This window comes from Bradyrhizobium sp. CW1 (genome assembly GCF_023100665.1).
Taxonomy (GTDB): domain Bacteria; phylum Pseudomonadota; class Alphaproteobacteria; order Rhizobiales; family Xanthobacteraceae; genus Bradyrhizobium; species Bradyrhizobium canariense_D.
Window position 1 is genome coordinate 258,372 of sequence record NZ_CP064685.1, and the last position, 25,258, is coordinate 283,629.

A 25,258-nucleotide genomic window follows, 5' to 3' on the forward strand; every position below is an offset into this window, starting at 1 on the left:
CCGACCTGCCCTGCAGGAGGCGGGACGGCATGCACACGCGGGTGGACCAGGTCAAGGGCGGCGGGATCAGGCGGTTCTTCCGGAACTCTCGTTCTTTTGTACTCGGGGCGGGGATCGGATCAGGCATGGCCGCCAGAGCTGCCGAACGGGCGGGCGCGGATTTCGTGCTTGCGCTCAATGCCGGCCGGTTTCGCGCAATGGGTGGCTCTTCACCTGCCTCAATTCTTCCGATCCGCAACAGCAACGAATTCGTGGCTGGCTTCGGCCGGACCGAGATCCTGCCTTCAACGAAATTGCCAGTCTTTTTCGGGGCCTGTACCTTCGATCCAAAGCTCGACATCGACCGCTTTCTCGAGCGCATCATCAGGTGGGGCTTTTCCGGGGTCACCAACTTTCCTTCCGTGATCCACATCGATGACTACAGAAGATCTCTGCTGGAAAAGTCTGGCCTTGGCTACGAGCGGGAAATCGAACTCCTGGTCAAAGCTGCACAACACGGCCTGATGGCAATCGGCTATACGCGCACCCAGCCCGAGGCAAGGCGCATGGTCGAAGCCGGCGTCGAGGCCATCTGCATCAATTTCAATCTCAACCGGCCGATCGAAAGCGGATGCGACCCCACGATCAGCCTGTCCGAGCTCGCCGCGCGCACAAGCGCTGTTGCTCGCGTCGCTCAATCCATCGACAGGAACACGATCTGCCTGATGGGGGGCGGGCCAATTACGAAGCCTGACGAACTCCTCGATATCTGCCGCGAAACAGGTGTTCAGGGCTTCATCGGCGGCTCGTCGCTCGACCGCGTCCCGTTGGAAATGTCGGTCCTTGAGGTGACTTCAGGCTTCAAGACCATTCACTTGTTGCGGGAGAAGGTCGATCTTCTCGAGCGTCAGCTCCAATTGAGCGGGTTCAGGCACGGTGTGATCGCGCAATCCTCAATCATGAAGCGCGTGCTCGAGACTGCAAGGCGCTTGGCAGGCCATCCCAGTCCTGTGCTGGTGTGGGGCGAGGCGGGGTCAGGAAAGCGACGAATAGCCAGTCTGGTCCACGCCTTCAGCGACAAGAAACTGACCAAGCCGGCGCTGTTTCAATGTCGGCCCGGCCCAGCCATCGATACGGTCGGCGTCCTGTTCGGCGCCGGGCAGACTGAGACCAGGCGACGCCAAGTGTCGCTCCTGGAAACCGCAACGGATTCTACGATCCTGCTCATGCATGTCGATCAATTGTCGCGGGACGGGCAAGAGCGTCTTGCCGACTATCTGGAAACCGGCAGTTTCACGCCGCTGAATAGCGTAGCACTGGCACGTTCCTCTGCACGGATCATTGCAACTGCAACCGTTGCTCGCGGGGGGGCTCTTAACGCTGTACTATGCCCTCGGCTTGTTGCGCTGTTTGCCGGGCTGGATATTGGGTTACCCCCGCTGCCCGATCGTCTCGAGGACCTTCCGCAGCTTGTTCAGCATTTCACGGTCGAGGCTAAAGGAGATTCGAACGCCCAGACGCTCGGTATAGAAAATTCTGCGTTCTTGGCGCTCGCAGGCCACAACTGGCCGGGCAATTTGAGAGAATTACGCCAGATCGTGAATCAGCTGGTGACGTTGCAACAAACGCACATTACGGCTGATGTCCTGAGGCCACTGTTGACGGCGTCATCACCTCTGAAGCCGACAAGCGTGTTCTCCGAACGCGAGTGGATCATCGAGGGCTTGAAACGAAACAAGCTGCATCGAGGGAAGACTGCCCGGTATCTGGGGCTTTCAAGAAAAACTCTGTACAACAAGATCAAGGGGCTGAGGATCTTGGAGTAGCAGTTGCCCTCTTGTTTTTGCCCAACGGCCGCCTTGAAGCTGTCACGTCCAAGAGCGCGAACTTTGGGATCGACGACCCCTGTTGGTCAAGCCTGGCCAATTCCATCTCGTCGCAAATCCTCAGCGCGAGAGCCGTTTCCGGCAAGTAGACAATGCCATGGAGATGCGGACCAAGACGTCTCTCTGCCGATATCATTGCAGCATCATCGGCAGCGGCGAACAAGATCTTAAACCCCAGGCTAGCAAACCATTCCATGCGCCGAAGTTCGAGCTCCTGGCCGGAATCGACCGGTTCGCCAGCCGCAGATCGCTCAATCATGGACGCTGGTGGGAAATTTACTACTCCGCTGACCCCAGCTTTTTTCAACGCTTCGGCAACGTCCTCCCAACACGCGAACGGATCGATCATCATGATGGCCGCGTACGTGTGGGCGCGCGTTATCTCGGAAACGTTTTGCAAGCCGCGCAGCAGACAGTCATTCCAATCGATAATGGGCAAGGTAGCCATCACGAGTATGGAGCCCTTCGGAAGGCTGCGCAAAGATGGTGCGTAGATTTCCAACGACGCACCTTTACGGCCGACGGGCAGAAGACTGGCAAGTTTCCCGATGCCTGTCACTTTCAACGCATTATACCCGATTTTACTCATCGTATCATTCGCCGATCTTACACGTGATTTGAACCCGGTCTACATGTGAGCGCACGCCGGATCCGCTGGCAGACCGGGCTTGTCTGCTTCCTCCCTCGACTTAAGCCGCTGTTGGAGAAGTCCAGCAGCGGCCTCTTTTTCAGGTTCCGGGCCAGTGAGGGCATGCGATGCCACCCATTCCGTCAGAAGCTTTCCGAGCAGGCGTGCTTTTTTGAACTGCGGGGGACCATCTTCGAAGCACTCGCAGGAGTGTGGCTCCATCCGGTCCTTCCGCGGACATACTAATCAGATTGCAGGTAAAAGCAGGTCGGCATTCTGCGTGCGACACCCGATAAGTCTGTACGGCGCGGCGATCTCCTCCTAGTCGAAGTCCTCGATCCCGGACACCAAGGGCGGCGGGAGAAGCACGCAGACTTTCTTGGTGCATAAGATAGAACTTGTTCATCTTGGCTATGACCTGCGAGAATGTTCGTCTCGAAGGATCTACTGAAGCTGGTCTCTCACGTCGGCCGAGGCGCTCGCAGGCTCAACGCATCTGCTGGTCTTCGTTCCAATGCTCGTTGATATCTGCTCAGCCTCCACGCGCGTCAGTCTCGGAAGGGTGATCTTCGGGATGTCCGGCCTCCTCTTAGGCACGACAGAGGGTTGTACCAATTTTAGAGCTCTTGCCGGGTGACGCCGCCCGATCTTCGTACATTCCGACCGCGAAGGGTCCGGCCAGATCGTAGCCGAAACTTGTTGGACGTTGCGTTAGCCTTGTGAGGACGAATTCGCGCGGCTCCTGCAGGGGAACGTTCGCAGTATTCGAGGCCGATGCCCGTTGCGACTCGGACCGATAGCCAGTCGCGAGTGGCCATGTGAGCGCCGTTTAGGACAAATCGAGACCGTCGCACCAATCGTGACCCGACGAGCAATTTGGCAAGCAAGTGCGGGCTAGTCGGGCGACGATAAGAGGGCAATGCCCCGATGTCAACCAAGAGAGCTGAACCAATCCGCGATTGATATATCTCAATAATCATGCAACCCTTGCCATGTGTATGGAGTGGCCAAGCGCCCGATAACGGCAACAAGGACGTGAGATGACTAGGAACTGGGATGAAGCGATCGAGCGCATCAAAGATCGCATTCGTTCGACAGCGCAGCAGGTTGGCGATAGTTTCCCGCATTGGGCCGATCCAAATACCGGAATCTGGAAAACGACAGCTCATGGTGATTGGACCGGCGGCTACTGGCTCGGAATGTTGTGGCTTGCGTCGCGAGACGAGGCGGGCGAGCGCTACAAGCATTTGGCTGACGCAGTCTGTAAGCGTCTCGTATCCCGCGTAAATGCCGACACAGCCTTCAAGGCTGCGACGTTCTACTACGGTGCGGGCCTGGGGGCGCTGCTCGGAGGAAGCAAGTCAGCGCGAGAGTTGGGTCTCGCGGCGGCAAGAGACATCAAACATCGATTCGACCCCAAGCTGGGTTTGGTGCCGCTCGGCGCAAATGCCGAAGAAGGATCACATGTTGGAGCGACCGCAAGCAGCATCGATAGCTTGGTGGTATCTCTGCTGCTCTTTTGGGCTGCAAGGGAGTCGAACGACAGCCAAATGCTGGACGTCGCCGCCAAACATACAGCCCGGGTTCTCTCAATCCATCAACGAGAAGATGGTGCCTTCGTTCAATCCTCTTCCCTCGACGTGCAGAGTGGCGAAGTGCTTCAACGCTATACGCACAAGGGATACAGCGAAAGCAGCGTTTGGGCGAGGGCGCAGGCATGGGGCGTGCTGGGTTCGACCATCAGTTGCCTCTCGGGAGGCATCGACGAGCGCTTCCTTGCTGCCGCAGTCAAGGGTGCGGATTGGTGGATTGATCACGTGCCAGCCGACGGCATTTCTTTCTGGGACTTCAACGATCCTGCGGCCCCGAATACTGAACGAGACACAGCCGCGAGCGCCTTCATGGCGTCTACTCTGTTCAAGCTGAGTTCGGTCGCGCCCTGTGAAGGCAAGCGTCAAAAATACAAAGATGCTGCGGAAAAGACGGCCGCCGCTCTCGTCGATGGCTATCTCACCCCGTTGGGAGACGATGACAACAGACCCGTCGGCATGTTGGTCGAGGGCTGCTTCAACAAACGGGAAGATTCTCGGCCCGAGGACTACGTCAAAAATGCCGAGCTTATCTTCGGTAGCTATTATTTGTTTGAGGCGCTGCTGATGCTCAGCGGTCGCCTGCAGCCCTCTGAGGTGTAAGGAACGCGAGATGCGACTAGTTCAATTTGTGACGCCGGAAGGCCGTCGGCAGGTGGGCGCCATTCTCAATGATGGTGCCCAGCCGGTGGTCGTCAAAGATGCGACGAGCGTCCGCGAGCTTGCGCTGGAAGCCGCGCGCTCGGATGCGTCCTTGGAACAACTTATTTCGGCACGGGGGGGTGAGGGAGAAGTCGATTATGACGAAATTGTTGCCGAGAAGAGGTTGCTTCTGCCGCTCGATCATGCGGAGCCGTCCCGCTGCACCATTTCCGTGACGGGCCTAACGCATCTCGGAAGCGCCGAATCTCGAGATGCCATGCACGCAAAATTAGCAGCAGATGATCTCTCCGACTCGATGCGCATGTTCAAACTCGGTCTTGAAGGTGGCAAGCCGAATCATGGAAGCATCGGGGTGCAGCCCGAGTGGGCATACAAGGGGGATGGTTCGTGGGCGGTGCCTCCCGAGCATCCGCTTAGTTTGCCGGCGTGGGCCGAAGATGGCGGCGATGAAGCAGAGGTCGTGGGCCTCTACGTCATCGGCGACCAAGGGGAGGTCCTGCGTGTGGGCTTCAGCCTCGGCAACGAGTACTCGGATCACGTGATGGAGCAGCAGAACTATCTCTATCTCGCCCATTCAAAATTGCGCGAGTGCTCTTACGGTCCCGAAGCCTTGCTCGGCGAGCTCCCGAGTGACGTAACGGGTACCGTGCGCGTATCGCGGGCCGGTTCAACGATCTGGTCTGACAAATTCATTTCCGGCGAAGACAACATGTCACATACCATCCGCAACCTTGAACATCACCACTTCAAGTATCGCGGTTTCCGTCGGCCGGGTGATGTTCACGTGCATTTCTTCGGCGCGAGCGTTTTGAGCTTCGCCGCCGGGGTCAGGCCGCGCAGCGGTGACGTCTTCGAGGTGGAATCGAAAGCGTTTGGCCGACCATTGCGCAACCCACTTATCGCGGACGAAAAGACGGAGCTCCTTTCGGTCAAGGTACTTTAGGTTTCACAATCGAGGCAGGTCTACCTAAGTGACGCTTGGGTCCTTCATGGAGCGAGTGACGGTGCGGCGAGGCGGCGGTCACTGACCTCTCCTGTATCCGGAGCGCTCCGCCGTCTTTCGACACGTCGGAAATCTGTTGAAAATCAGCGGCTTCTCGCCCAAATTCATGATTGCGAGCTCGGCCTCGGGAGTTGAAGGTCAAGGTCCTCTAAGATAAGCGGTTGAAATGCAAAAATGGTATCCCGAACTGCGCCCCGGCAAGGCACCCGCTTTTCTCCGTTTACTCGAGGCTATTGAGAAGGACGTTTCGTCCGGGTCGCTTGCTGTCGGGGCGAAACTCCCGACTCAGCGTGACTTGGCGGAGCGCCTCGGTCTCAGCGTCGGCACGGTGATCAAGGCCTACGCAGAGGGGCAACGCAGAAGCCTGCTCGTTGGCCACGTTGGCCGGGGGACGTTTGTTGCAGAACAGCGCCAGAGCGTCCAGTCTCGCGGGCGGGTGATCGACCTGAGCTTGAACATACCAGGCCCCTCGCGGTTGCCGAAAGTGCTCGCAGATAGCAGGTGGACGTTCCCCAGTGACATCTCCGATTATGTCGGCTACCTCTCTCAGTCCGGGGTGATGGATCATCGTAGCCAGTTCGCCAGGCTGTTGCGCGATACCGGCTTCGATACCGGACCTGACAATCTCGTCGTCACGAATGGGGCGCAACACGGGTTCTCGTTGACACTGAGCGCCATTTGTCAGCCGGGTGACAAGGTATTCGTCGAGGCCGCCACTTACCATGGCATGAAATCGTACGCTCATTTCGCCAAGCTTGAGCTGGTCGGGCTTCCAATGGATAGCGAAGGCCTCGTTCCGGAAGCGTTCGACAGAGCGGCGGCTTCGGGCAATGCGCGAGTGCTGTTCACGATGCCCACGGTCCAGAGTTCCACGGCCACAATCATGGGAGCCGCTCGCCGCCAGGAGATTGTGCGAATTGCACGCAAGCACGACATCCTAATCGTCGAGGACGATGCCTACGGCTTCTTGGACCAGGCCAGCATTCCTCTCGCCTCGCTGGCTCCGGAGCGGACGTTCTACGTCAATACGCTGTCGAAATGTCTGGCGCCCGGCCTACGCCTGGGCATGCTCGTCGTGCCCGAACAGTATATACCCCGTATCCATCAGGCCATGCGGGCGACCGTTTGGATGGCGTCTCCCATCTCCTCCATGATCGCCTCCGAGTGGATCGAGAACGGCCTTGCCGCCAAGGTGCGTCAGTCGTTGGCACAAGAAGCGAAGAACCGCGTCAAACTCGCTTCACAGATCCTACGGCCGCATGTTAGGCCCAACCATCCACCGAGCTTTCACGTCTGGCTGGATTTGCCGAGTGGCGCCGTCGAGCATGTTGCCGCCCGAGCATTGCAACGCGGAGTGATCACCACGCCGTCTTCCGCTCTGCTTGTCGATCCGTCGCTGATCTCGGGATTGCGAATCTCGATCGGCGTGCCGGATCGTATCGAGGATCTCGAGTGGGCCTTGCGGCAATTGGCCGGATCGTTAGAGCCCACCAACGAAGCTGACATGTCCATCATCTGAAACCAGAATGCGCCAAGCGCATTCTGGTTGTGCTGTCTCTTCCGGAAGTGGCACCTGGTCAGATGTTGCCGCCGAAGGAATAGGACGTCTTGACTGTCGTGTAGAACTCGGCGGCATATCTGCCCTGTTCGCGCGGTCCGTAGGATGAGCCCTTACGGCCGCCGAACGGAACGTGGTAGTCCACCCCCGCGGTTGGCAGGTTGACCATGATCATCCCCGCTTGAGCATTGCGTTTGAAGTGACTCGCGTACTTCAGACTCGAAGTGCAAATCCCAGCCGACAGTCCGAACGGGGTATCGTTTGCGATCTCCAGGGCATTTTCATAGTTACGAGCACGGATCACCGTTGCAACGGGTCCGAATATTTCCTCTCGTGCGATCCGCATTCGATTGTCGACTTCCGCGAAGAGGGCAGGAAATAAATAGAAGCCCGGCATATCTCGACTAAGCAGTTCGCCGCCAGCCACGAGCTTGGCGCCTTCATCCTGGCCTAGACGAATATAGCTGAGATCTTGATCGAGCTGACGCTGATCGACCACCGGGCCAATGTGGGTTCCGGCTCTGCAGGCGTCGTCCACTACAAGGGATTTCATACGTTCTGCCATTGCTGCAACGAAATCGTCGTGGACGCCATCTGTCACGATAAAGCGGGAGGAGGCAGTGCAACGCTGGCCCGTCGAGAAGAAGGCGCTGTTCACTGCACATTCGATGGCCACGTTGAGGTCGGCGTCGTCCAGAACGACCATCGGATTTTTCCCGCCCATCTCAAGCTGAACCTTTTTCATCGGATGAGCCGTCGTACAACTCTGCGCGATGTATTCCCCCCTGGAAGTCGAGCCGGTGAATGAAATCGCGGCAATTTTGATATTCTTCAGCATGGCCTCACCAACGACGGAGCCGCGGCCCATGACGAGGTTGAACACACCTGGCGGAATACCTGCGCGCGAGATGATCTCCGTTAACGCGTGCGCCGATCCTGGCACCAGCTCTGCTGGCTTGAATACGACCGTGTTCCCGCACGCGAGAGCAGGAGCAATCTTCCAGGCAGGGATCGCGACGGGAAAATTCCAGGGCGTGATGAGCCCCACAACGCCCACGGGTTCTCGGGTAATCTCGACGTCCACCCCAGCGCGAACGGACGGCAGCTTCTCGCCTGGGAGACGCAGACATTCACCCGCGAAGAACTGGAAGATCTGTCCTGCACGCGTGACCTCGCCAATCCCCTCTGGAAGGGTCTTACCCTCTTCGCGGGAGAGAAGCCGCCCAAGTTCCTCCTTCCGTGAAAGGATCTCGGCGGCGATCGCATTGAGGCAATCGTGCCGAGTCTGGATGGTTGAACGGGACCAGGCTCGGAAAGCGTCGAATGCCGCGTCAATCGCTCGCTCCACATCGCTTGCCGAAGCTTGCGCAAATTCGCCGACCACGTCGGACGTGTTCGAAGGATTCACGTTCGGCACTGCGTTCGACGCAGCAAGCCATTCCCCGGCGATGTAATTCAAATTCATCGGTGTCCATCCAAATTAGGTTCGTCGAAAAATGCCATGCGGGCGCGATGGCGAATTCATCATCGCTCTACGCCGGCGTTGGTACCGGAATTCCCGGGGACAGTGCTCGACCGCGCCGCAATCCAATTCCACATATATTGGGATATATCAATGCCGCATTGAGCTAGCATATGATTTGACCTGCTTAGAGTTGTGCTGTAGCTTTCGTGTGCCGGCTTGTGGCCAGCCAAAATCAGATTCATTAGAGAGGTCGCCAAGTGATCGCTGAACCCGCAGACAACACGCTCACCCCGAAAGCCGGCGCCCTTAATGGAATTGTCGTGCTGGAAGTAGGAATGGTGATGCAGGTCCCTCTTGCCGGCCAAGTCTTGGGCGATCTCGGCGCGGACGTCATCAAGGTCGAAAGACCCCAGGGCGACATCACCCGTGGGCTCGATTTCGAGGCGACTCGGGTTGGCGGAATGAGCTCCTACTATGCAGCCATGGGACGGAATAAGCGTACACTCGCCCTGGATCTCAAGAACCCAGTCGCCAAGGAAATCCTGCTTCAGCTGGTCGATAAGGCCGACGTGCTCATGCATAACTTCCGACCGGGCGTGATGGAGCGACTAGGCCTCGGATTCCCCGAACTGAGCGCGCGCAATCCTCGGTTGGTCTATGCCGCTGGGTTCGGGTTCGGTGAAAGCGGGCCTCTGGCGAGCCGGCCCGGCCAGGATATGTTGGCGCAGGCTTTCAGCGGGCTTGCTCGCGGCGGGCTTGAAGAGCATCAACCGCCTCACTTGACCAATTCGCCTATCGTTGACTACGGCGCTGCTATGTCGCTTGTACAAGGTGTTCTCGCGGCCCTTATTGAACGTCAAACCTCCGGGCTCGGCCAAGTCGTTTCGACCTGTCTGTACGATGTTGCACTCGCCATGCAACTCTGTGAAATTGCGAGCGAGAGCATTTACGGAACGAAGACGAACTGGATCAGTCAGTCGATCTTCTTCAAAACTAAAGACGGCTGGGTGTCGGTGGTTATGCTGTTCCGTGACAATCCGCTTGGGCTGATGTGCCAAGCGCTCGGTCTACCCGACATCAGCACGCGACCTGAGCTGTCAACCCGCGAAGGTCAGGTTGCGAATCTTTCGAGGGTTCAGGAACATTGCGCGGAGGCGATAGCCTCACTCACGACCGAGGCGGTGGTGCAGCGACTGTCTGAGGTGGATCTCCTTTGCACGGCCGTCAATGAGATCGCGGACGCGGTCAGTCAGGCCCAAACTGCGCACAATGGCATCATGTGGCAAGTAGATGTACCGGGGCGCGGAACCGTCCCGTTGGCCGGTCTTCCGATTAGCCTGTCGCGTACCCCGCCAGGCATCCGGATCCACCCAGCACCGATCGGTGCTGCCACCGACGAGGTGTTGTCCTCATTCGGATTCTCAGTCGAGACCATTACCGATGCCCGCAATAGAAGGGCGTTCGGCTAGCCGCCGTGGCCTTCGTTCGCGGCTTGCGCGAAGAAGCGCCATAAACTCCAAGCCAAACCTTCGCGGATCACGCTTTGACCACATCAGACCTCGTCATCGCCTCCACGCCGTCCGCACATGTTCGGCTGTTGAGCATGAATAGACATGCGAAACGAAACGCTCTGAGCAATGAACTCATCGCACATATTGCCCAAGCCTGCCGCGCTGCCGTTTCCGACGAGGAGGTACGTTGCATCGTGCTCACAGGAGGCGACGCCTTCTTTTGTGCGGGCGCGGACATCAAGGAAATGCAGCAGCGCGGGTTCGAAGCCATCAACAACCCTATCAGGCGGAATGATTGGAGAGATATTACGACCTGCGTGAAGCCCATCATTGCAGCCGTTGAAGGTGTATGTTTCGGCGGCGGGAACGAACTGGCCATGCTCGCCGACATCGTGGTGGCGGGCGAGAATGCACAGTTTGGGCAGCCGGAAATCAATATTGGCGTGATCCCTGGCGATGGCGGCACTCAACGATTGACCCGCGTAGCAGGAAAATCATTGGCAATGTTGATGGTTCTGGGCGGTCAGCCAATTTCTGCTCAGGCCGCGCTGCGTGCCGGGCTCATCGCGGACATCGTCCCCACCGGCACGGCGAGCGCGCGAGCGCTCGAGATCGCAGGCCTCATTGCGCAGAAGCCGCCGCGCTCCGTCGAACTCGCCAAATCAGCGGTGCTCGCCGCGTATCAGACGCCTCTGGATGCGGGTGTGGAATTCGAACGACAGGCAATTCGGGTGGCCTTCACGACTTCGGACCAGCAAGAGGGCATGGATGCCTTCTTTGAAAAACGCCCGCCCAGATATCGGGGAGAATGAGATATTCGACGGAAGGGCCTTTGCCTTCCGTCATTGGTGCGGAACGGCTCCACCATGACGAGCCATAAGGCGGCGGTCTTCACCAATTGAAATGCCACTACCTGGCCATGCTCCCCTCTCGGCTTGAGAGTAAGGGAGCCGTTCGCAGTATTAGGTTCGCGATGTAACCGCCCAGTGGCTGAGTTCCTAAAACGGGCGATGTGCGACGCCACGGCGACTGACTCGTGCGTACTGTTAGTGATGCGCACCTTCGTCGCACCTCGCAAGAAGTGCAAAGCGCAAACCGTCTTCGCCGTATGACAGGGCCGCGCAGCAATCTACTGAAGCATTGCCGACACCTCGGATGACGGCGGCCCAGCCGTTTGCCTTCCACTATGCTTCGTCAAGGTGGTTAGGATGGGAGTACAGCGACATGTCCGCGAACGCGATCACCTGCTCGTGCGCGTGAGTCCCATGGACGGCGACCGGAGATTCCGACTCAGCCCATCGTAACGCCGCTGTCCATGGCCTTTCCCCTTTGAGCACTTGAATTGTTGGTGTTGTTCAGTTGCGCCCGGACGTTGAGAGAGGCGGGCGCTGATCGCTCCCGCGGAGTCCGCGGTTCAGAGCCATTTTTCGTCGAGACGTTCAGCATTTCAGGCCCGCAAGGCAATCAACGCGCGGATTGGGATAGCGCAATCGGGCCGGGAAATACGGCAGCTGGGCTAGAATACGCTATTCTCCAGCGCCTTACAGGCGCTCCATATTTTCCGCAGGAGCTCTGCCGATCGCAAAAACAAGTAATTAGCTAGCCCAAGACCGTATTGCTGTGTCGCAATATTGACATTGGGCTATCTGCGTGTTGTGCTCCTCACGTACGGACTAGGGCAAGTACGACCGGCGTTGGGAAATAGCGACCGTGAGCGAGAGGCACTTTTCGCCCGCGGAGGATGCCGCCAACTCACGGCGCCATCGCCATAGAAAGACGAACGCGACGCGCAAAGCGCGGGTGCAACAGGAGGGAAACGGTGAAATGAGCCAGACGCTCGCATATGCAGGCTGCTTGCAATATCAAAACGAAATGGCTCGGGGACGTCTTCTCCGCGCACCTCGGTCTTCTCGCCTGAGTTCGCCCCTCACAGCGCGGAGGTGCTCGCTTGTATTCCGCATCAGCGCCACGGAAGCCCACGAACGGCGATGACCTCTCGCCTCGGACTCCTGCACCCATCATCCATGACGAATTGATTAAAAGAGCGGAAGCAAACCATGCAATTGACAGCACACCCCGTAGGGGACGTCGTTGAGATCGAAAAGTCCGTCGCGACGAGGTCAATGACTCTGGGCCTCGGCGGGGGCGTCGCCCTCGAATTCTACGACTGGCAGCTCTATGGCTTCATGGCGGCATTCCTGTCGCCGCACTTCTTTCCAGCCACTGACCCTGTCGTCTCGCTGCTCGCGGGACTGGCAGTATTCGGAGCAGGGTTTGCCGCACGGCCTTTAGGGGCGGCGCTGCTCGGCCCGATCGCAGATCGCATCAGCCACAAAGCCGTGATGCTGATCGCTGTTTCCGCCATGGCACTATCGTCGCTGATGATCGCAGTGCTGCCAGGCTACAAGGATCTCGGCATCACTGCCACCATCGTGCTGGTTTCCCTTCGGCTGGTGCAAGGCCTCGCCGTAGGCGCCGAAGCGGGCGTTGCAAATGCGATCGCGATCGAATTGGCACCGGCAGGTCAGGAGGGACGATACCTCGGACTGATCAATGGCACATTCATCATGGTGGGCTCGATCGGAGCCAGCTTGGTTGCTTTCCTGGTCAGCGGCGCCGTGTCCCCTGAAGTCATGCGCGATTGGGCTTGGCGCGTTCCGTTTGGCGTCGGAGGTGTTCTAGGCTTGCTCATCATCTATCTTCGGCAGACCCTTCCAGAAACCCTAATCGCTCGCGCCATGCATCGGGTCGACGAGGACTCGCGCATTCAAAAAACGACCGGCGGAGTGTGGAAAGCGCTTTGGAAGGCAAGGCTGTCCCTTTTCGCCGCGATTCTGGTTGTTGGCGGCGTGCAGATCGCTAATTACACGTACAATTTCGGTTTGCCTAACATTGCCAATGGCGTATTCAAGGAAAACAGCACTTATGTGTATGGCATCGTGACGGTCATGGGCGCGATTTGGATGGTGTTCTCGCCGACAATCGGTGCCTTTGCGGATAAGGTGAAACCATCGCGGGCGTTCGTGATGATGCGCCTGCTGCTAATCCCGTCGTTCTTTCTATCCCTGCTCTATGCCGAGAAGAGCATTCTGACCTTCTCAATCGTTATGTTGGTGGGCGGAACTCTGGTCGGCTGCAATATGGCGCTCTATAACTTTATTGCCACAACGTTGATGCCCAGAAATATTCGGACCACCGGCGTCGCGCTCGGGTACGCTATTGGCGCAACGATATTCGGCGGTACCACACCATTCCTGCTGCTGTGGCTCCAACGCTCTAATCTGTCCTGGGTGTTTCCATTCTACGGCACGGCCGTCGCGTTGCTTAGCATCATAGTTTATCTGATCGCGAAAAAACGAGGCGGCGTCTACGTCGGGGATTAGGCACGGCGGGGCTTCGTCTCCTACTTCTGGCTACCCCAGCGTGAACGATCCACATCACGAAGGGCCCCGCATTGGACGGGGCCCTTCTCATTCAGACCGATTGCAACACGGAGATTTGGCCTGCTCTGGATCGAGGGTCATCCGCAGATTATAGACGTTTGTGATCGATAGTCGCAGTCCTAGACGAGGCCCTCGGCGGGCACTCCGGGCAGGTTTTCGGTCCTCGTATCTAGGACCATTCGATCGTGGCCGCGGCGCCCCCCCAAAGTCGGCCGGGGATGGATCCTGGCGCGACGTCGAGCGCAAGCTGATTGGCGCAGGGAGCGCAGCGATCAGCATCCAGCCGTTCTACCCCGCGCTCGTATAGCTCCAGCGTCATTGAGGACCACATAAGCCAGCCGCGTAGCGCGCCCGAGCGGCGAGCAGCATAGGCATCGGATTAACGCCAGTTCTCCGGCTGCAATCAGGATCGGCGCTGAGGCGGTCTCGGATACTGAATTCTATTCTAACCCATTAGTTTCTTCATGTTCATCTCGGGGCTTGCGAGCGCGTCTACTGGAGGTCTAAGCCGCCTCGCGATCATGATTTCGGCGGCACGAATTTCTCTCGCTACGACACCTAGGCTCCCGAATCCGCATGCGGCCACCAGGCGTCCATCTGCTGCGAGGTAAAACAAGATCTGAGCCCTCGCACCAAAATCTCTGATTATGGGAATTCCTCCTTCCGGAACGAGGCCCACGATTTGCAGTGTCTCGTCGTACTGATCCGACCAAAACCAAGGAACGTCCTCGTAAGGACGGTTCTCGCCCAACATGTTCGCCGCCGCCGCCGCACCTTGCCGCCGGGCATTGCGCCAGGCCTCCAGCCTGATTCGCTTTTCGTAGAGGCGGTGAGGAAACGAACAGCAGTCACCCGCCGCGAAAACGTGCGGATCTGAAGTCGCGAGCGTCTCGTCCAGAGCGATACCGTCCTCGATTGCTAGTCCCGCCGCTTGCGCAAGGCCGACATTCGGCGTCGCGCCGACCCCAACGATCACGAGATCGGCGTCACGCGAGCGACCGTCGGCCATTACCACTTTGGAACGGCCTTCGCTCCTATCGATGCGTTCGACGATCGCGGCTATCTCGATGCGCACGCCAGAACGTTCGTGCTTGGCTTTGATCAACTCGGCCATAGAAGCTGGCACTGCCCGCGTAAGTAGCCGCGATCCTGCCTCGAGTACGGTCACCGAAGCACCTCTCGAGACGGCGCTCGCGGCAACCTCAAGCCCGATGAAGCCGCCTCCGATCACGATCACGTCGCATCCTTGACCAATGACATGGCGGATGCGCGTGGCGTCCTCGTACGTCCGTAGTGTCGCCACCTCGGCTCCTTCGGCGATCGGAACGCTCAGTTTCCGAGGTCGGCCTCCCGTGGCCAGTAGGAGACGGTGATACGCTATCGCTGAGCCGTTTGAGAGCGTAACCATGTTGGCCGCGCGATCAATTGAGACCGCTTCGCTTCCCTGGAGATACTCTATTTCCAACTCGGCAAGGCGTTGTGACGTCACAATCAGCTTGGGTCCAGGGTTCATTTCGTCGAGCAGGAGCGCCTTGGATAGAGGCGGGCGCTCATATGGCAGTATAGTTTCGTTGCCTACTAAGGCCAGTCTGCCCCGCCATCCACGTTCGCGCAGGGCGATGGCGGCGGCTGTGCCGGCTTCGCCCGCGCCGACAATCACTATTGTGGATTTTGCACTCAAGTGGCCACCCGATCGCCAGTTGAAGGCGGCGCATCGTTTGCCAGACTCTCGAACACGTTGCGCACGAGGGATTTGAGTAAGAGAGCTTCCTTCCAACGATCTGTGCTGTCGTTGCCTTGTCGGTCGGTAATTGCATAAGGCTGCGGACCAAGTTCGCAGACGAAAGCGAGACGGGCATCCGCACCAGCGCGCCTTTGCCAGCTCTTGAATCCATACTTCCACCAATAGAGAAACAGATCCAACCAGATTTTGTGCTGAGGGAACGTGATCTCAACCTGTATCTGCTCGCGCGATGCAACGCGGCCATGAAATGCCCAGGTGGGGTCGAGCACCTGCCGCACCTGCGCTTCGTCTTCGTCCGAGATCGGATACCAAAACTCGCGGCCCAATAGGACGTGCGAGAGATCAGCGAGCATCCGCATCTCGGGAACCTGATCCATCAACTCGAGTGTAAACAGGAGATCTGTCGTCATCCTATTGCGATGCGTCTCGAAGTAGATCGGCATGTTCGCATCTTGCGCCACCCTGATCCAGCCTTCCAGCAGCGGGACACAGTCGGCGACACGGCGCGGGCGAATGTCAGGCTGGACGTCGAGATGCACGACGTCGAGGCGCCGAGCAAGGTCAATGGCAGCTTTCAGGTGATCGATCGTCTGCGGGAAGCACATGCCCTCGACTGCAAGTCCCGAGCCGTCTAGGGCACGTGCAATCAGGGCGACGCGCGCAGGATCAGTGCACGAGGTGCTAATGCCGTCGAACCCGGCTTCTTGGATCATCGCTATGTTCTGATCGATGGAACGTTCGACCCCGTCGGGCTGGCGCCGTTCCATCGCCCAAAGGGACTGTAGTATAAGCAAGCTCTGCTTCGACATTGTCCTGCATTCCGCCCTTTGGCTCCGTTTAGAGCTTGATGAAGACGGTGTCGTTCTCGACCTTCACCTCGTAACTGCGCAAGTCGACGCATGCGGGCAAAGCACGCGACTCGCCCGTTCGGTAGTCGAAGGTCCCGAAGTGCTTGGGACACTCAATGATTCCGCCGTCGACGATGCCATCCGCTAGGTGGACTTTCTCGTGGGAGCAATGGCCATCGATCGCGAAGTAGTCTCCCTCGGGAGAGCAAACAATAACAAACGTGCGGCTACCATGATCGAAGCGAAGGGTCTCTTCGGGCATCAATGCATTGGTAGCACAGGCGGAAACCCATTCTCCTTGGCTGGTCATTCCGTATCCCTCTAAATCTATATCGCAACAATTGCACCGATGCCTTGGCAAATCCGCGACCGGCGCAGATGTCCTTGGCGGGCGGACGGGAGGCTCCCGCGCGTGCGCAGTGCTCGTAAGAAGAGAGCCGGACGGACATTCCGCAACATCAGAGCTAACTGCCGCGCGCCCACTTCTTGGCCTTTATGCGTTTGTACATCCTCTCGTCCGCTTCCGGAGAACCGTCGTGAGCTGTGCCGAACCACTCGTCGAGCGGGATGCGACGCTCACCGTAGTTCACTTCGAAATACTTGTGGTGGAGGTAGTGATAGAAGTTGTCCGTGTTGACGGCCTTCGCATCGTCCACCACCACCCGGTCGAAACCGGTGTGAGACTTCGCGGCGGACAACCCTGCGTGCATGAGCTGAAACATTGCATGCACCGGGTGGGAGGGCACGACGAAATGGATCAGCACGCCGGAAAAATAGGCGATGTGTTCAAGGGGAGACATTGACAAGCCCGACCACGGCCCCGGGTTTACGTTCTTGTGGTGTACTTTGTGTACGATGTGGTACAGCGGCCCGATATGAATGAGCCGGTGAATCAGATAGAAGTGCAACTCGCGCCAGACCGGCATCACCAACACGAGGATGGCGCAGTACACCGGGTGCTGTCCGAAATCGACGTACGGCAGATAGCTGTTAGCGTAGAGCCACCAGGTGGCCGCCTCGTATGCGGTCCATACTGGCACCGCGCTACACATGGTCCAAAACACGTTCTCAGCCGTCTGGCTTCCGAACATAAAGGCCGTATTGTCGGTGTCGGGCCACTTTGCATTATACTTGAAGTTGGTTTCCTGGCGCCGTTGGATATAGAGGATGAAGTGAAAGCTGCCATAGACTAGGAGCGTTAGCCCAGCGTTGCGCAGCAGAATGAGCAAAATCCAGTCAGCGCGGAATTCCCGCATTGTATCAAGCGCGGGTGTCAGATAGATCCACGATACAAGCGAGATCACGAAATAGAGGGTATTCCAGGGCAAGAAGTACCCCGGCAACCAACGAATAACTTTCTTCGGTTGCACTGGCCAGACAAAAATCGGCGCGCGTTCGGGCCTCTTGTTCGGTGTCCAATTCCCGCGTTTGTCGCGCGCCCCGTATAAGATGTCATCCATATTTGCTACTCCATCAACGTTTTGAAGAGAGAAGCTCGCCTATGCGGCCAGATTCTCAGGCGCCGAGACATCATCGCGGTCATCGCCCGCACGAGACTCAGATCAGAACTCAAAAGCCCTCTTGCTTCAGCCTTGACATAAACTCGGCGAATTCGTCGTCGTCGATAATCGAGGTTTCCTGCGGCCCCGGAAACGCGTTCGCACTGACGTCAGCGCGAAATGCACTGAGGGCTTTCACACGCTCTTCCTTGACACGCTCTTGCAACGCTTGCAGGTTTCCATAGGTCCGGGCGTGCCGGGGCCGCCGGCCTTCGCCACCACATATGTCCTCGGTGAAGAGAAAGATAACGTCCGCATCAGGTCCGGAGCCAAGCGAAACCGTCACCAGTCCGGTTCGCCGACGGATCTCTGCCATGACTCTGGCGGGGATAACCTCGCATTCGACTGCAAAAGCGCCTGCCTCTTCGAGGCGGCGGAAGCGATGAAAAAGCGTCAAGGCCTCGTCGGCATTCTTGCCGAAAGCGCGAAGCTTTCCGACCCAGGTCGATTTCCTTGGAACGAGTCCCAGGTGACCCACGACCGGGATATCTTCGGCCGCGAGCATAGAGACGGTCGCCATGCCGCGTGCCGTGATGACCGCATCGGCGCCGTCGGTCAGCGCCTTCAATGCGGTGCGTAGGATATCGTCCCGGGTTACGGCATCGGCAAAGCCCAGCGCCGCAGTGACGAAAAGCCGTTTCGAACCCTTGCGCACGGCCTCCACGTTGCGGGCGCGGGCAACCAGCATCTGGACACCAGCTTCCTCCGCAGCTGCTGCCTCGTCCGCCGTCTCAGCGGTGACTTGAGTGTAGCGCTTGCCCGAGTCTCGGGCCGCGCACAGATCGGCTACGGTCACCGTGCGCTCAGCTTCGCGCGCGGCCCAATCGTAAATCCGCGGCATCTTGCTCACTAGCTCTCAAAGTTATTGCCAAAGGTCCGGCGCGTCGAACCGGCGCCTGTCAAGGAATTTCGGAGGGTCGCCTCGCCACCTATCAACTGCGTGTCGTCCTTCGGTCGAGTGTCGATGTACAAAGTTGTCAAGCCGCCGGCCATCACTGTGCACATGGTTCGATATGCGGATGCCCTGCAGCGACAGCGAGACCATGCCACACGAAGTGCGGCGGGTTTGGATATGGTGGCTCACAGCCGATCCTCACCTCGCTCATGCCTCTCTTGACGACGGAGCAGGCCAAGTCGGCATCTGGAAGCATGTGGTTCAGGCTCATTCTGAATCCTTTCAAGCCGACGCGAAACTTGTACGATACATCTCGTCGACTGCTCTACGTGTTGCCATGCCAGGAATGACCCCGAGCTTGGTGCAGACCAGGGCGCCGCAGCAAACCCCGAACCGCGCCGCTTCGATCACATCCCGTCCTTCGGCCAGAGCCACGGCGAAGCCGGAATTAAACGCGTCGCCAGCGCCAGTCGTGTCCACGACGTCGACCTCGGCGGCTGGGATGGCTGTATCGATCGTGTCGGTCACAATGAGCACGCCGCGGTCGCCAAGGGTTACGATGACATTGGCGGCGCCGCGCTTGCGCAGCATCTCCACTAGCTCGCGCGAAGGGCGCGGATCGTCCGGCCGTAGACCGAGCAGAATACGAAGTTCGCTCTCGTTCGGCGTCAGGTAATCGACTAGCGGGAAAATCTCATCAGGAAGCGGCGCGGCGGGAGCTGGATTAAGGACAGTTTTCTTGCCGTGTTTTCGGCCCAGCTCCATGGCTCGCATTGCTACCTCGACCGGGGGTTCGAGCACCGCCATGACGACGTCGCTCTCCCGGATGCGGCTCTCGGCGCGATCTACATAAGCCGGGTCCATAGCGTTGGTTGCGCCATAGTCCATGATGATGAAGTTCTCACCGCGCTCGTTGAGAATGATGAAGCCCACCGCCGTCGGACTCTCAGCGATTTGCTTGACATGCACTGTACCAACGCCCTCGGCTTTGAACAGATCGGTTGCGATATCGGCGAACTTGTCTTTGCCGATGATGGCCACCAGCGAGGAGTCCGCCCCCAGCCGCGCGGTCGCAACCGCCTGGTTTGAGCCCTTTCCGCCAGGCCCCATATCGAAACTGCTGCCGAGCATTGTGACGCCGAAGACGGGAATGTTCGGAGCCCTAATGGTAAGTCCCACCGCGAAGCTGCCTACGACGGTGATTTTCGGTTTACCCATCGATTCCTCCCTTGAAGGTGCTTAAGGCTCGCGCTTGTGTGGATTGCCTCCACGATATCGGCATAAGGAAAGTGCGGCGCTCAACGTGAAGGCGCTGTTCGCGGGCGCTGAGTATTGACACCAGCTCCTCCCTAAATACTCGCAGCAGCCGCCCAAGGAGACAAAACGTGCATCCAGGATGGCCCATCGGCGAGTTTGCTTATTAGTCGTTGTGAGCGAGCATAGATGTGCAGCTCGTGCGTAGAAATGGACAAAGCACGCTCTGACTTATATAAAACGCGCATGGTAAAAATACTGCAGCGCACATTTTTCCCTGAGAGCCATCAGTATGTCCTTCCTGATGTCGCCTGGACTCGCTGCGCCTTTACGGTGCTGAGGGCTGGTAAAGTCATCACTGCCCCTGACCATCACATCGCGCGAGATAGCTATCCGGGCCAGGACATTCTCTACTGCACAGCGGGTCATGGCTTCGTATCGAGCGAGGGAAGGACATTGAGCGTTGGGCGCAATCAATTGATGTGGATCGCCAACGAGACACCGCATGCGCACTGGCCCGACGAGAGCGATCCCTGGACCGTTCTATGGGTACGGATCGACGGACCAAACTGTGCAGCCATTCGGCGAAAGGTGTTCGGCGGTGGTGCAACCCTCGCAACAATATTGGCGCCGAACAACATCGACCGGTGGTTCGAAGAGCTGTTTGGTGTTTTGCGCGCTCGAGATGATAACGTCGATATGGCCCTCAATCACCTTGTGGCAGAACTGCTGCACCTCATAGCAGCGCCTTCACCTCCGCACGGTGAGTCTCGTCTTCCAGCCCCATTGCGCGCCATCGTCTCAAAGATGCGGCAGGCTCCAGCGCGATCCTGGCATGCCGAGGAACTGGCCTCCGTCACCGGTCTCAGTGCCGCACAAACGCGGCGGCTATTCCAAAGGTATCTACAGATCAGTCCGCGGCGCTGGCTGATCCGAGAGCGTATTTTGATGGCGCAAAAGTTACTTTTGGAAACTGACGCGGGGCTCGATGCTATCGCCGAACGCTGCGGTTTCTGCGACGTCTATCACTTCAGTCGCGAATTTAAGCGCAGCACTGGCACGGCCCCCCGTACTTGGCGGCGCGCCGAAGGGAATTGAATCGATACGTTGCAGCTTTCAACGTCTGGCCATTAAATGTTTGGAGCACATCTCCAAGGTGAAGTAGCTGGATGTTTCCCTGCGGAAACTAAGCCGCTAATGCATTGCGTTGCTCTGTCAGATCGCTGCCACATTGCAACTCTAAGCTGACGACGCTGGTTTGCTTGTGTCGCCGCGCCGCTTCGTCAAAAACGAGCTGCTCGCGTTAACCGCGACAGGAAGTGGCAAGGTTTGGCGGCTCGGCAGGGGCTCCGCACCCAAATGCATTCAGCACCCGAAGCCGTTTTACCCAATATTACCCAGATCACGTTGCGCGCCCACTTTGGGCGAATGCACTTGCTCCGCAGTATGTGGCGAGTAAGTGGCCATCGTAGAATAATCGATGGGCGGCACGTCCAAATGCCGGGATGAAATTTCTTAGGAGAGCCTCATGTCAGTCGCCCTTCCCACGCCAACCCAGCTTCGTAGCATCGCCGAACAGTGTGGTCTCTCACTGACCGATGAGGACGTTGCCTCGTTCCTAGGCCTGATGCAGGGCTCGCTCGAAGCGTACAATCTCGTCGCTGCAATGCCCGACGAATTGCCGGTGGTCAAATATCCACGCACTCCGGGCTATCGGCCGTCACCGGAGGAGAACCCGCGCAACGCCTGGTACCGCAAGTCGACGGTGAAGGGCGCGGCGAGCGGCAAGCTCAAGGGCAAGACGGTGGCCCTGAAGGACAACATCATGCTGGCCGGGGTGCCCATGATGAATGGCTCGGCCACCCTCGAAGGCTACGTACCCGACTTCGACGCCACCATCGTTACGCGCATGCTCGATGCTGGTGCCGAGATTGCCGGCAAGGTTCACTGCGAGGCCTTCTGTCTCTCGGGTGGCAGCCACACCAATGCGACCGGTCCGGTGCATAATCCACACAGGATGGGCTATTCGGCCGGCGGTTCTTCCTCGGGAAGCGGGGTTGTGGTCGCGCTGGGCGAGGTCGACATGGCGATCGGGGGCGACCAGGGCGGCTCGATCCGCATGCCATCCTCGTTCTGCGGCACATACGGTATGAAGCCGACCTGGGGTCTCGTTCCCTACACGGGCATCATGCCGATCGAGGTCTTTATTGATCACACCGGACCGATCACGGCAACAGTGGCCGATAACGCGCTGCTGCTCGAGGTGATCGCCGGTGACGACGGCTACGATTCGCGCATCAAGGCACCAAAGGTTGACGAATACACCAAGGCCTTGGGTGCAGGCATCAAAGGGATGAAGATTGGCATCCTTAAGGAAGGTTTCGAGCAGCCGTCCGCGGAGGCTGCGGTCAATGAAAGCGTGCGCGAGGCAGCCAAGCGCTTTAAAGATCTTGGTGCGACTGTTGAGACCGTCTCCATTCCGATGCATCTCCTGGGGGCGGCGATCTGGACCCCGATCGGAACCGAGGGCGCCGTCCAGACCATGATGTTCGGCGACGGCTATGGTCTCAGCCGAGGCGATCTCTACCCGACCTCACTGATGGATTTCCATCGCGGGTGGCGGCGGCAGGCAGACTCGTTGTCCGAGACGAACAAGCTGTTCCTGTTGCTCGGCACTTACATCAACAACACATTTGGTTCCAGGTTTTACGGCAAGGCCGTCAATATTTCCCGCCGCCTCGCTGCAACATACGACAAGGCTCTCGAGACCTATGACCTTCTACTCATGCCGACGACGCCGATGAAGGCAACGCCGCTGCCGCCTGCCGGCGCCAGTCGCGAAGACTATTTCACTCGCGCGATCGAGATGTTCACCAATACCGCGCCATTCGACATTACGCATCATCCAGCCATGTCACTGCCCTGCGGAATGGTCGACGGCCTACCAGTGGGCCTGATGCTGGTCGGTCGTTACTTCGAGGAATCCACCGTCTACCGCGCCGCCCATGCTTTCGAACAGATGGGCGACTGGAAGAAGATGTGAGACGGGCTGCGATGGCGTCCGGGTGGATCGCAACATATGACTAACGCATTCATGGCGGCATTCGACATTCTGAGCTTCGGCGCGATCATGGTCCTGATCGTACTGGGCCTCGGAGTCATAGCGAGCATGATGGGCATCTTCAATTTTGCCCAAGGCGAGTTCGTGTTGCTCGGTGCCTATATTACGTATCTCGCCTATAGCCATGGTCTCCCCGTTTGGGTCGGTATGGCGGCCGCACCGATCCTCGTCGGATTGCTGGGTTTTGTACTCGAAGCACTCATTATCCGCCGCTTCTATGCGGCACCGATCGTGGCGATGCTCGGCACCTATGCCCTCGGTCTTATCATCCGAGAAACGGTGCGGGGCCTGATTGGCGGCTTCTATCTGACGGTTCCGGAGCCGATTGGCGGATCTATCGCTATCGCCACTATGCACATCTCGGCCTGGCGCTTCGCGATACTCGTGATCACGGGTTTGGTGATGGGGGCCTGCTATCTGCTCCTGTCGCGCACGAGCTTCGGCCTGCGCGTTCGGGCGACGCTGGAAAATCCAGCGCTGGCGCGCGCCTCTGGCGTTTCGACGACGTTCATCTATGGCGCCACCTTTGCTTTCGGCGCAGCGTTAGCGGGGCTCGCCGGTGCGCTTATCGTGCCGGTTTTCGATCTATTTGCCGATCTCGGAATTCGTTTTCTGATCCAGGGATTTGTTGCCGTCATGGTCGGTGGCGTCGGCTCCTTCATCGGACCGGTGGCAGGGGCCGGCGTAATCGGCGCTCTTACCGCGGCGCTACCTTGGGCAGTGGCACCGGTAGTCGCCGACGTGCTCGTCTTCGTGCTTGCCATCTGTTTCATCAAGTTCCGCCCGCAAGGCCTCATCGCGCAAAGGGGGGTGTAGTCATATGATTGCTGATCGCGTCCAACTCACACGTCGTCGTTTCCTTTCGAACTTCGCTTTCACGGCTGGTGCGATCGCCACAGGAGCCAGCAGTTGGGTGATCCGCCCCGACTGGGCCAATGCGGCCGAAGGCCCCATCAAGGTCGGCATCGCGATCGATCTCACCGGCCCAATCGGCTTTGCCGGAAAGGCGGATGCCAACGTCGCCAGAATGGTGATCAAGGAAATCAACAATTCCGGCGGACTTTTGGGCCGGCCGCTCGAGCTTTATATCGAAGACACCGCCTCTAATGAATCGGTGGCGGTGGGCAATGTGCGCAAGCTGATCCAGCGCGACAAGGTGGACATGGTCCTCGGCGGCCTCGCGAGCTCGATGCGCAACGCGATCAAGGATGTAATCGTATCACGGGGCAAGACACTCTATATTTATCCACAATTCTATGAAGGTCAGGAATGCACACCATACCTGTTCTGCACCGGCGCCACACCGGCGCAGCAATGCGACACATTTATCCCTTGGCTGATCAAAAACGGCGGCAAGAGGTTTGCCCTTCCAGGTTCTAACTATATCTGGCCGCGTAATCTGAATGCATACGCCCGTAAGTTGATTGAAGCAAATGGCGGCGAGGTCGTGTTCGAGGAGTATTATCCTCTCGACCAGGTCGATTTCTCCGCTACTGTCCACGGGATTATCTCTAACAAGGTCGACACTGTCTTCAACACTGTCATTCCACCCGGTGTCGGCCCCTTATTCAAGCAGCTCTATGAAGCGGGCTATCTCAAGAACGGCGGACGGCTTGCTGCCGTGAATGAGGATGAGAATTATCTTAGCCTCCATCCGGTCAATGAGATGGAAGGGCTTGCGAGTTGCCTCGACTATTACAAAGCAGTCGCCAAAGATGATCCCGTCTCCGCCAGAATTCAGGCGGCCTATGAAAAGGACTATCCTGGAGATTCCCTGTTTGCCGCGAGCAGTGCCGCGCCCAGCACCTATCGCGGTCTGAAACTTTGGGAGGCCGCGGTCAAGGAAGCCGGGAAGGTCGATCGCGAGTCGGTGGCTGCGACGCTCGATCACGCCAAGATCGCGGAAGGTCCGGGCGGACCCGCCGAGATGGTGCCGGGCAAGCGGCACTGTAAGATGAACATGTACACGGCGGTGTGCAAAAGCGGGAAGTTTGAAATCGTGGAACGTAGCAATGGGCTTGTTGATCCCAGGGAATGCTGACGAGTCGCGGCGGAAGCGATGAGCGCGGTAGAGAGGCCATCGGTGCCCACATTAGAAGTGAATTGTGCGAC

Annotated in this window: 19 protein-coding genes; 11 read left to right on the plus strand and 8 right to left on the minus strand. The window is 58.3% G+C overall.

Annotated elements, in window-relative coordinates:
- Nucleotides 1-29: 29 nt before the first annotated feature.
- Nucleotides 30-1,805: a phosphoenolpyruvate hydrolase family protein gene (locus IVB54_RS40850; RefSeq protein ID WP_247777611.1), complete on the plus strand. Its 1,776-nt coding sequence runs from the start codon at nucleotides 30-32 to the stop codon at nucleotides 1,803-1,805.
- Here IVB54_RS40850 and IVB54_RS40855 read toward each other — a convergent pair.
- Nucleotides 1,780-2,454, minus strand: a complete 675-nt coding sequence (locus tag IVB54_RS40855; protein WP_247371500.1) for a hypothetical protein — start codon at nucleotides 2,452-2,454, stop codon at nucleotides 1,780-1,782. The two genes, IVB54_RS40850 and IVB54_RS40855, sit on opposite strands and share 26 nt — an antisense overlap.
- Before the next feature lie 1,079 nt (nucleotides 2,455-3,533).
- On the opposite strand from IVB54_RS40855, the gene IVB54_RS40860 reads away from it, so the two are divergent.
- The 3 genes from IVB54_RS40860 to IVB54_RS40870 all read left to right on the plus strand — a co-directional run bounded on the left by IVB54_RS40860 (nucleotide 3,534) and on the right by IVB54_RS40870 (nucleotide 7,267).
- Nucleotides 3,534-4,685, plus strand: coding sequence for a glycoside hydrolase family 88 protein (locus IVB54_RS40860; protein WP_247478079.1), 1,152 nt, complete (start codon nucleotides 3,534-3,536; stop codon nucleotides 4,683-4,685).
- Between the two features lie 10 nt (nucleotides 4,686-4,695).
- Nucleotides 4,696-5,688 (plus strand): AraD1 family protein, encoded by a 993-nt coding sequence (araD1, locus tag IVB54_RS40865; protein ID WP_247410757.1) that lies wholly within the window; start codon nucleotides 4,696-4,698, stop codon nucleotides 5,686-5,688.
- 226 nt (nucleotides 5,689-5,914) lie between these two features.
- A complete protein-coding gene (locus tag IVB54_RS40870) occupies nucleotides 5,915-7,267 on the plus strand; it encodes a PLP-dependent aminotransferase family protein (RefSeq protein WP_247300047.1) in 1,353 nt (450 codons plus the stop codon).
- Nucleotides 7,268-7,325: 58 nt separating this feature from the next.
- Here IVB54_RS40870 and IVB54_RS40875 read toward each other — a convergent pair whose 3' ends face one another.
- Entirely contained in the window at nucleotides 7,326-8,771 is a 1,446-nt protein-coding gene (locus IVB54_RS40875) for an aldehyde dehydrogenase family protein (protein ID WP_247777612.1), read from the minus strand.
- Between the two features lie 257 nt (nucleotides 8,772-9,028).
- On the opposite strand from IVB54_RS40875, the gene IVB54_RS40880 reads away from it, so the two are divergent.
- The 3 genes from IVB54_RS40880 to IVB54_RS40890 all read left to right on the plus strand — a co-directional run bounded on the left by IVB54_RS40880 (nucleotide 9,029) and on the right by IVB54_RS40890 (nucleotide 13,665).
- Nucleotides 9,029-10,240, plus strand: a complete 1,212-nt coding sequence (locus IVB54_RS40880) for a CoA transferase (RefSeq protein WP_247300053.1) — start codon at nucleotides 9,029-9,031, stop codon at nucleotides 10,238-10,240.
- Nucleotides 10,241-10,314: 74 nt separating this feature from the next.
- Nucleotides 10,315-11,094 (plus strand): enoyl-CoA hydratase-related protein, encoded by a 780-nt coding sequence (locus IVB54_RS40885; protein ID WP_247300055.1) that lies wholly within the window; start codon nucleotides 10,315-10,317, stop codon nucleotides 11,092-11,094.
- Between the two features lie 1,245 nt (nucleotides 11,095-12,339).
- Entirely contained in the window at nucleotides 12,340-13,665 is a 1,326-nt protein-coding gene (locus tag IVB54_RS40890; protein ID WP_247478086.1) for an MFS transporter, read from the plus strand.
- A 505-nt stretch (nucleotides 13,666-14,170) separates the two neighbouring features.
- Here the strand turns inward: IVB54_RS40890 and IVB54_RS40895 are convergent.
- The 6 genes from IVB54_RS40895 to IVB54_RS40920 form a co-directional block, all read right to left on the minus strand.
- Nucleotides 14,171-15,406 (minus strand): FAD-dependent oxidoreductase, encoded by a 1,236-nt coding sequence (locus tag IVB54_RS40895; protein ID WP_247478089.1) that lies wholly within the window; start codon nucleotides 15,404-15,406, stop codon nucleotides 14,171-14,173.
- Complete coding sequence (locus IVB54_RS40900; protein ID WP_247777613.1) at nucleotides 15,403-16,278, minus strand: sugar phosphate isomerase/epimerase; 876 nt, start codon at nucleotides 16,276-16,278, stop codon at nucleotides 15,403-15,405. Before IVB54_RS40900 ends, IVB54_RS40895 begins: the two co-directional genes overlap by 4 nt.
- Before the next feature lie 28 nt (nucleotides 16,279-16,306).
- Nucleotides 16,307-16,627, minus strand: coding sequence for a Rieske 2Fe-2S domain-containing protein (locus IVB54_RS40905; RefSeq protein WP_247298923.1), 321 nt, complete (start codon nucleotides 16,625-16,627; stop codon nucleotides 16,307-16,309).
- A 154-nt stretch (nucleotides 16,628-16,781) separates the two neighbouring features.
- Entirely contained in the window at nucleotides 16,782-17,777 is a 996-nt protein-coding gene (locus IVB54_RS40910; protein WP_247298921.1) for a sterol desaturase family protein, read from the minus strand.
- Nucleotides 17,778-17,886: 109 nt separating this feature from the next.
- Nucleotides 17,887-18,717 carry a 3-methyl-2-oxobutanoate hydroxymethyltransferase gene (locus tag IVB54_RS40915; protein WP_247478129.1) on the minus strand — a complete coding sequence of 277 codons (831 nt, stop codon included), beginning with the start codon at nucleotides 18,715-18,717 and terminating at the stop codon, nucleotides 17,887-17,889.
- 336 nt (nucleotides 18,718-19,053) lie between these two features.
- The gene (locus tag IVB54_RS40920) at nucleotides 19,054-19,989 is read right to left on the minus strand and encodes a ribokinase (RefSeq protein ID WP_247337857.1); all 936 of its coding nucleotides are present in this window, start codon (nucleotides 19,987-19,989) and stop codon (nucleotides 19,054-19,056) included.
- A gap of 246 nt (nucleotides 19,990-20,235) precedes the next feature.
- On the opposite strand from IVB54_RS40920, the gene IVB54_RS40925 reads away from it, so the two are divergent.
- The 4 genes from IVB54_RS40925 to IVB54_RS40940 all read left to right on the plus strand — a co-directional run bounded on the left by IVB54_RS40925 (nucleotide 20,236) and on the right by IVB54_RS40940 (nucleotide 25,187).
- Nucleotides 20,236-21,123 carry an AraC family transcriptional regulator gene (locus tag IVB54_RS40925; protein ID WP_247298918.1) on the plus strand — a complete coding sequence of 296 codons (888 nt, stop codon included), beginning with the start codon at nucleotides 20,236-20,238 and terminating at the stop codon, nucleotides 21,121-21,123.
- A 430-nt stretch (nucleotides 21,124-21,553) separates the two neighbouring features.
- On the plus strand, nucleotides 21,554-23,068 hold the full coding sequence (locus IVB54_RS40930) for an amidase (protein ID WP_247298915.1): 1,515 nt from the start codon (nucleotides 21,554-21,556) through the stop codon (nucleotides 23,066-23,068).
- Between the two features lie 36 nt (nucleotides 23,069-23,104).
- Nucleotides 23,105-23,962 carry a branched-chain amino acid ABC transporter permease gene (locus tag IVB54_RS40935; protein WP_026233434.1) on the plus strand — a complete coding sequence of 286 codons (858 nt, stop codon included), beginning with the start codon at nucleotides 23,105-23,107 and terminating at the stop codon, nucleotides 23,960-23,962.
- Nucleotides 23,963-23,966: 4 nt separating this feature from the next.
- Complete coding sequence (locus IVB54_RS40940; RefSeq protein WP_247337861.1) at nucleotides 23,967-25,187, plus strand: substrate-binding protein; 1,221 nt, start codon at nucleotides 23,967-23,969, stop codon at nucleotides 25,185-25,187.
- Nucleotides 25,188-25,258 lie beyond the last annotated feature (71 nt).

Excerpts from the sequence above, each read along its gene's own strand:
- IVB54_RS40850 (WP_247777611.1), top strand. The coding sequence starts at position 30 with ATGCACACGCGGGTGGACCAGGTCAAGGGCGGCGGGATCAGGCGGTTC.
- IVB54_RS40855 (WP_247371500.1), bottom strand. The coding sequence starts at position 2,454 with ATGAGTAAAATCGGGTATAATGCGTTGAAAGTGACAGGCATCGGGAAA.
- IVB54_RS40860 (WP_247478079.1), top strand. The coding sequence starts at position 3,534 with ATGACTAGGAACTGGGATGAAGCGATCGAGCGCATCAAAGATCGCATT.
- araD1 (WP_247410757.1), top strand. The coding sequence starts at position 4,696 with ATGCGACTAGTTCAATTTGTGACGCCGGAAGGCCGTCGGCAGGTGGGC.
- IVB54_RS40870 (WP_247300047.1), top strand. The coding sequence starts at position 5,915 with ATGCAAAAATGGTATCCCGAACTGCGCCCCGGCAAGGCACCCGCTTTT.
- IVB54_RS40875 (WP_247777612.1), bottom strand. The coding sequence starts at position 8,771 with ATGAATTTGAATTACATCGCCGGGGAATGGCTTGCTGCGTCGAACGCA.
- IVB54_RS40890 (WP_247478086.1), top strand. The coding sequence starts at position 12,340 with ATGCAATTGACAGCACACCCCGTAGGGGACGTCGTTGAGATCGAAAAG.
- IVB54_RS40900 (WP_247777613.1), bottom strand. The coding sequence starts at position 16,278 with ATGTCGAAGCAGAGCTTGCTTATACTACAGTCCCTTTGGGCGATGGAA.
- IVB54_RS40905 (WP_247298923.1), bottom strand. The coding sequence starts at position 16,627 with ATGACCAGCCAAGGAGAATGGGTTTCCGCCTGTGCTACCAATGCATTG.
- IVB54_RS40910 (WP_247298921.1), bottom strand. The coding sequence starts at position 17,777 with ATGGATGACATCTTATACGGGGCGCGCGACAAACGCGGGAATTGGACA.
- IVB54_RS40915 (WP_247478129.1), bottom strand. The coding sequence starts at position 18,717 with ATGCCGCGGATTTACGATTGGGCCGCGCGCGAAGCTGAGCGCACGGTG.
- IVB54_RS40920 (WP_247337857.1), bottom strand. The coding sequence starts at position 19,989 with ATGGGTAAACCGAAAATCACCGTCGTAGGCAGCTTCGCGGTGGGACTT.
- IVB54_RS40925 (WP_247298918.1), top strand. The coding sequence starts at position 20,236 with ATGGACAAAGCACGCTCTGACTTATATAAAACGCGCATGGTAAAAATA.
- IVB54_RS40930 (WP_247298915.1), top strand. The coding sequence starts at position 21,554 with ATGTCAGTCGCCCTTCCCACGCCAACCCAGCTTCGTAGCATCGCCGAA.
- IVB54_RS40935 (WP_026233434.1), top strand. The coding sequence starts at position 23,105 with ATGACTAACGCATTCATGGCGGCATTCGACATTCTGAGCTTCGGCGCG.
- IVB54_RS40940 (WP_247337861.1), top strand. The coding sequence starts at position 23,967 with ATGATTGCTGATCGCGTCCAACTCACACGTCGTCGTTTCCTTTCGAAC.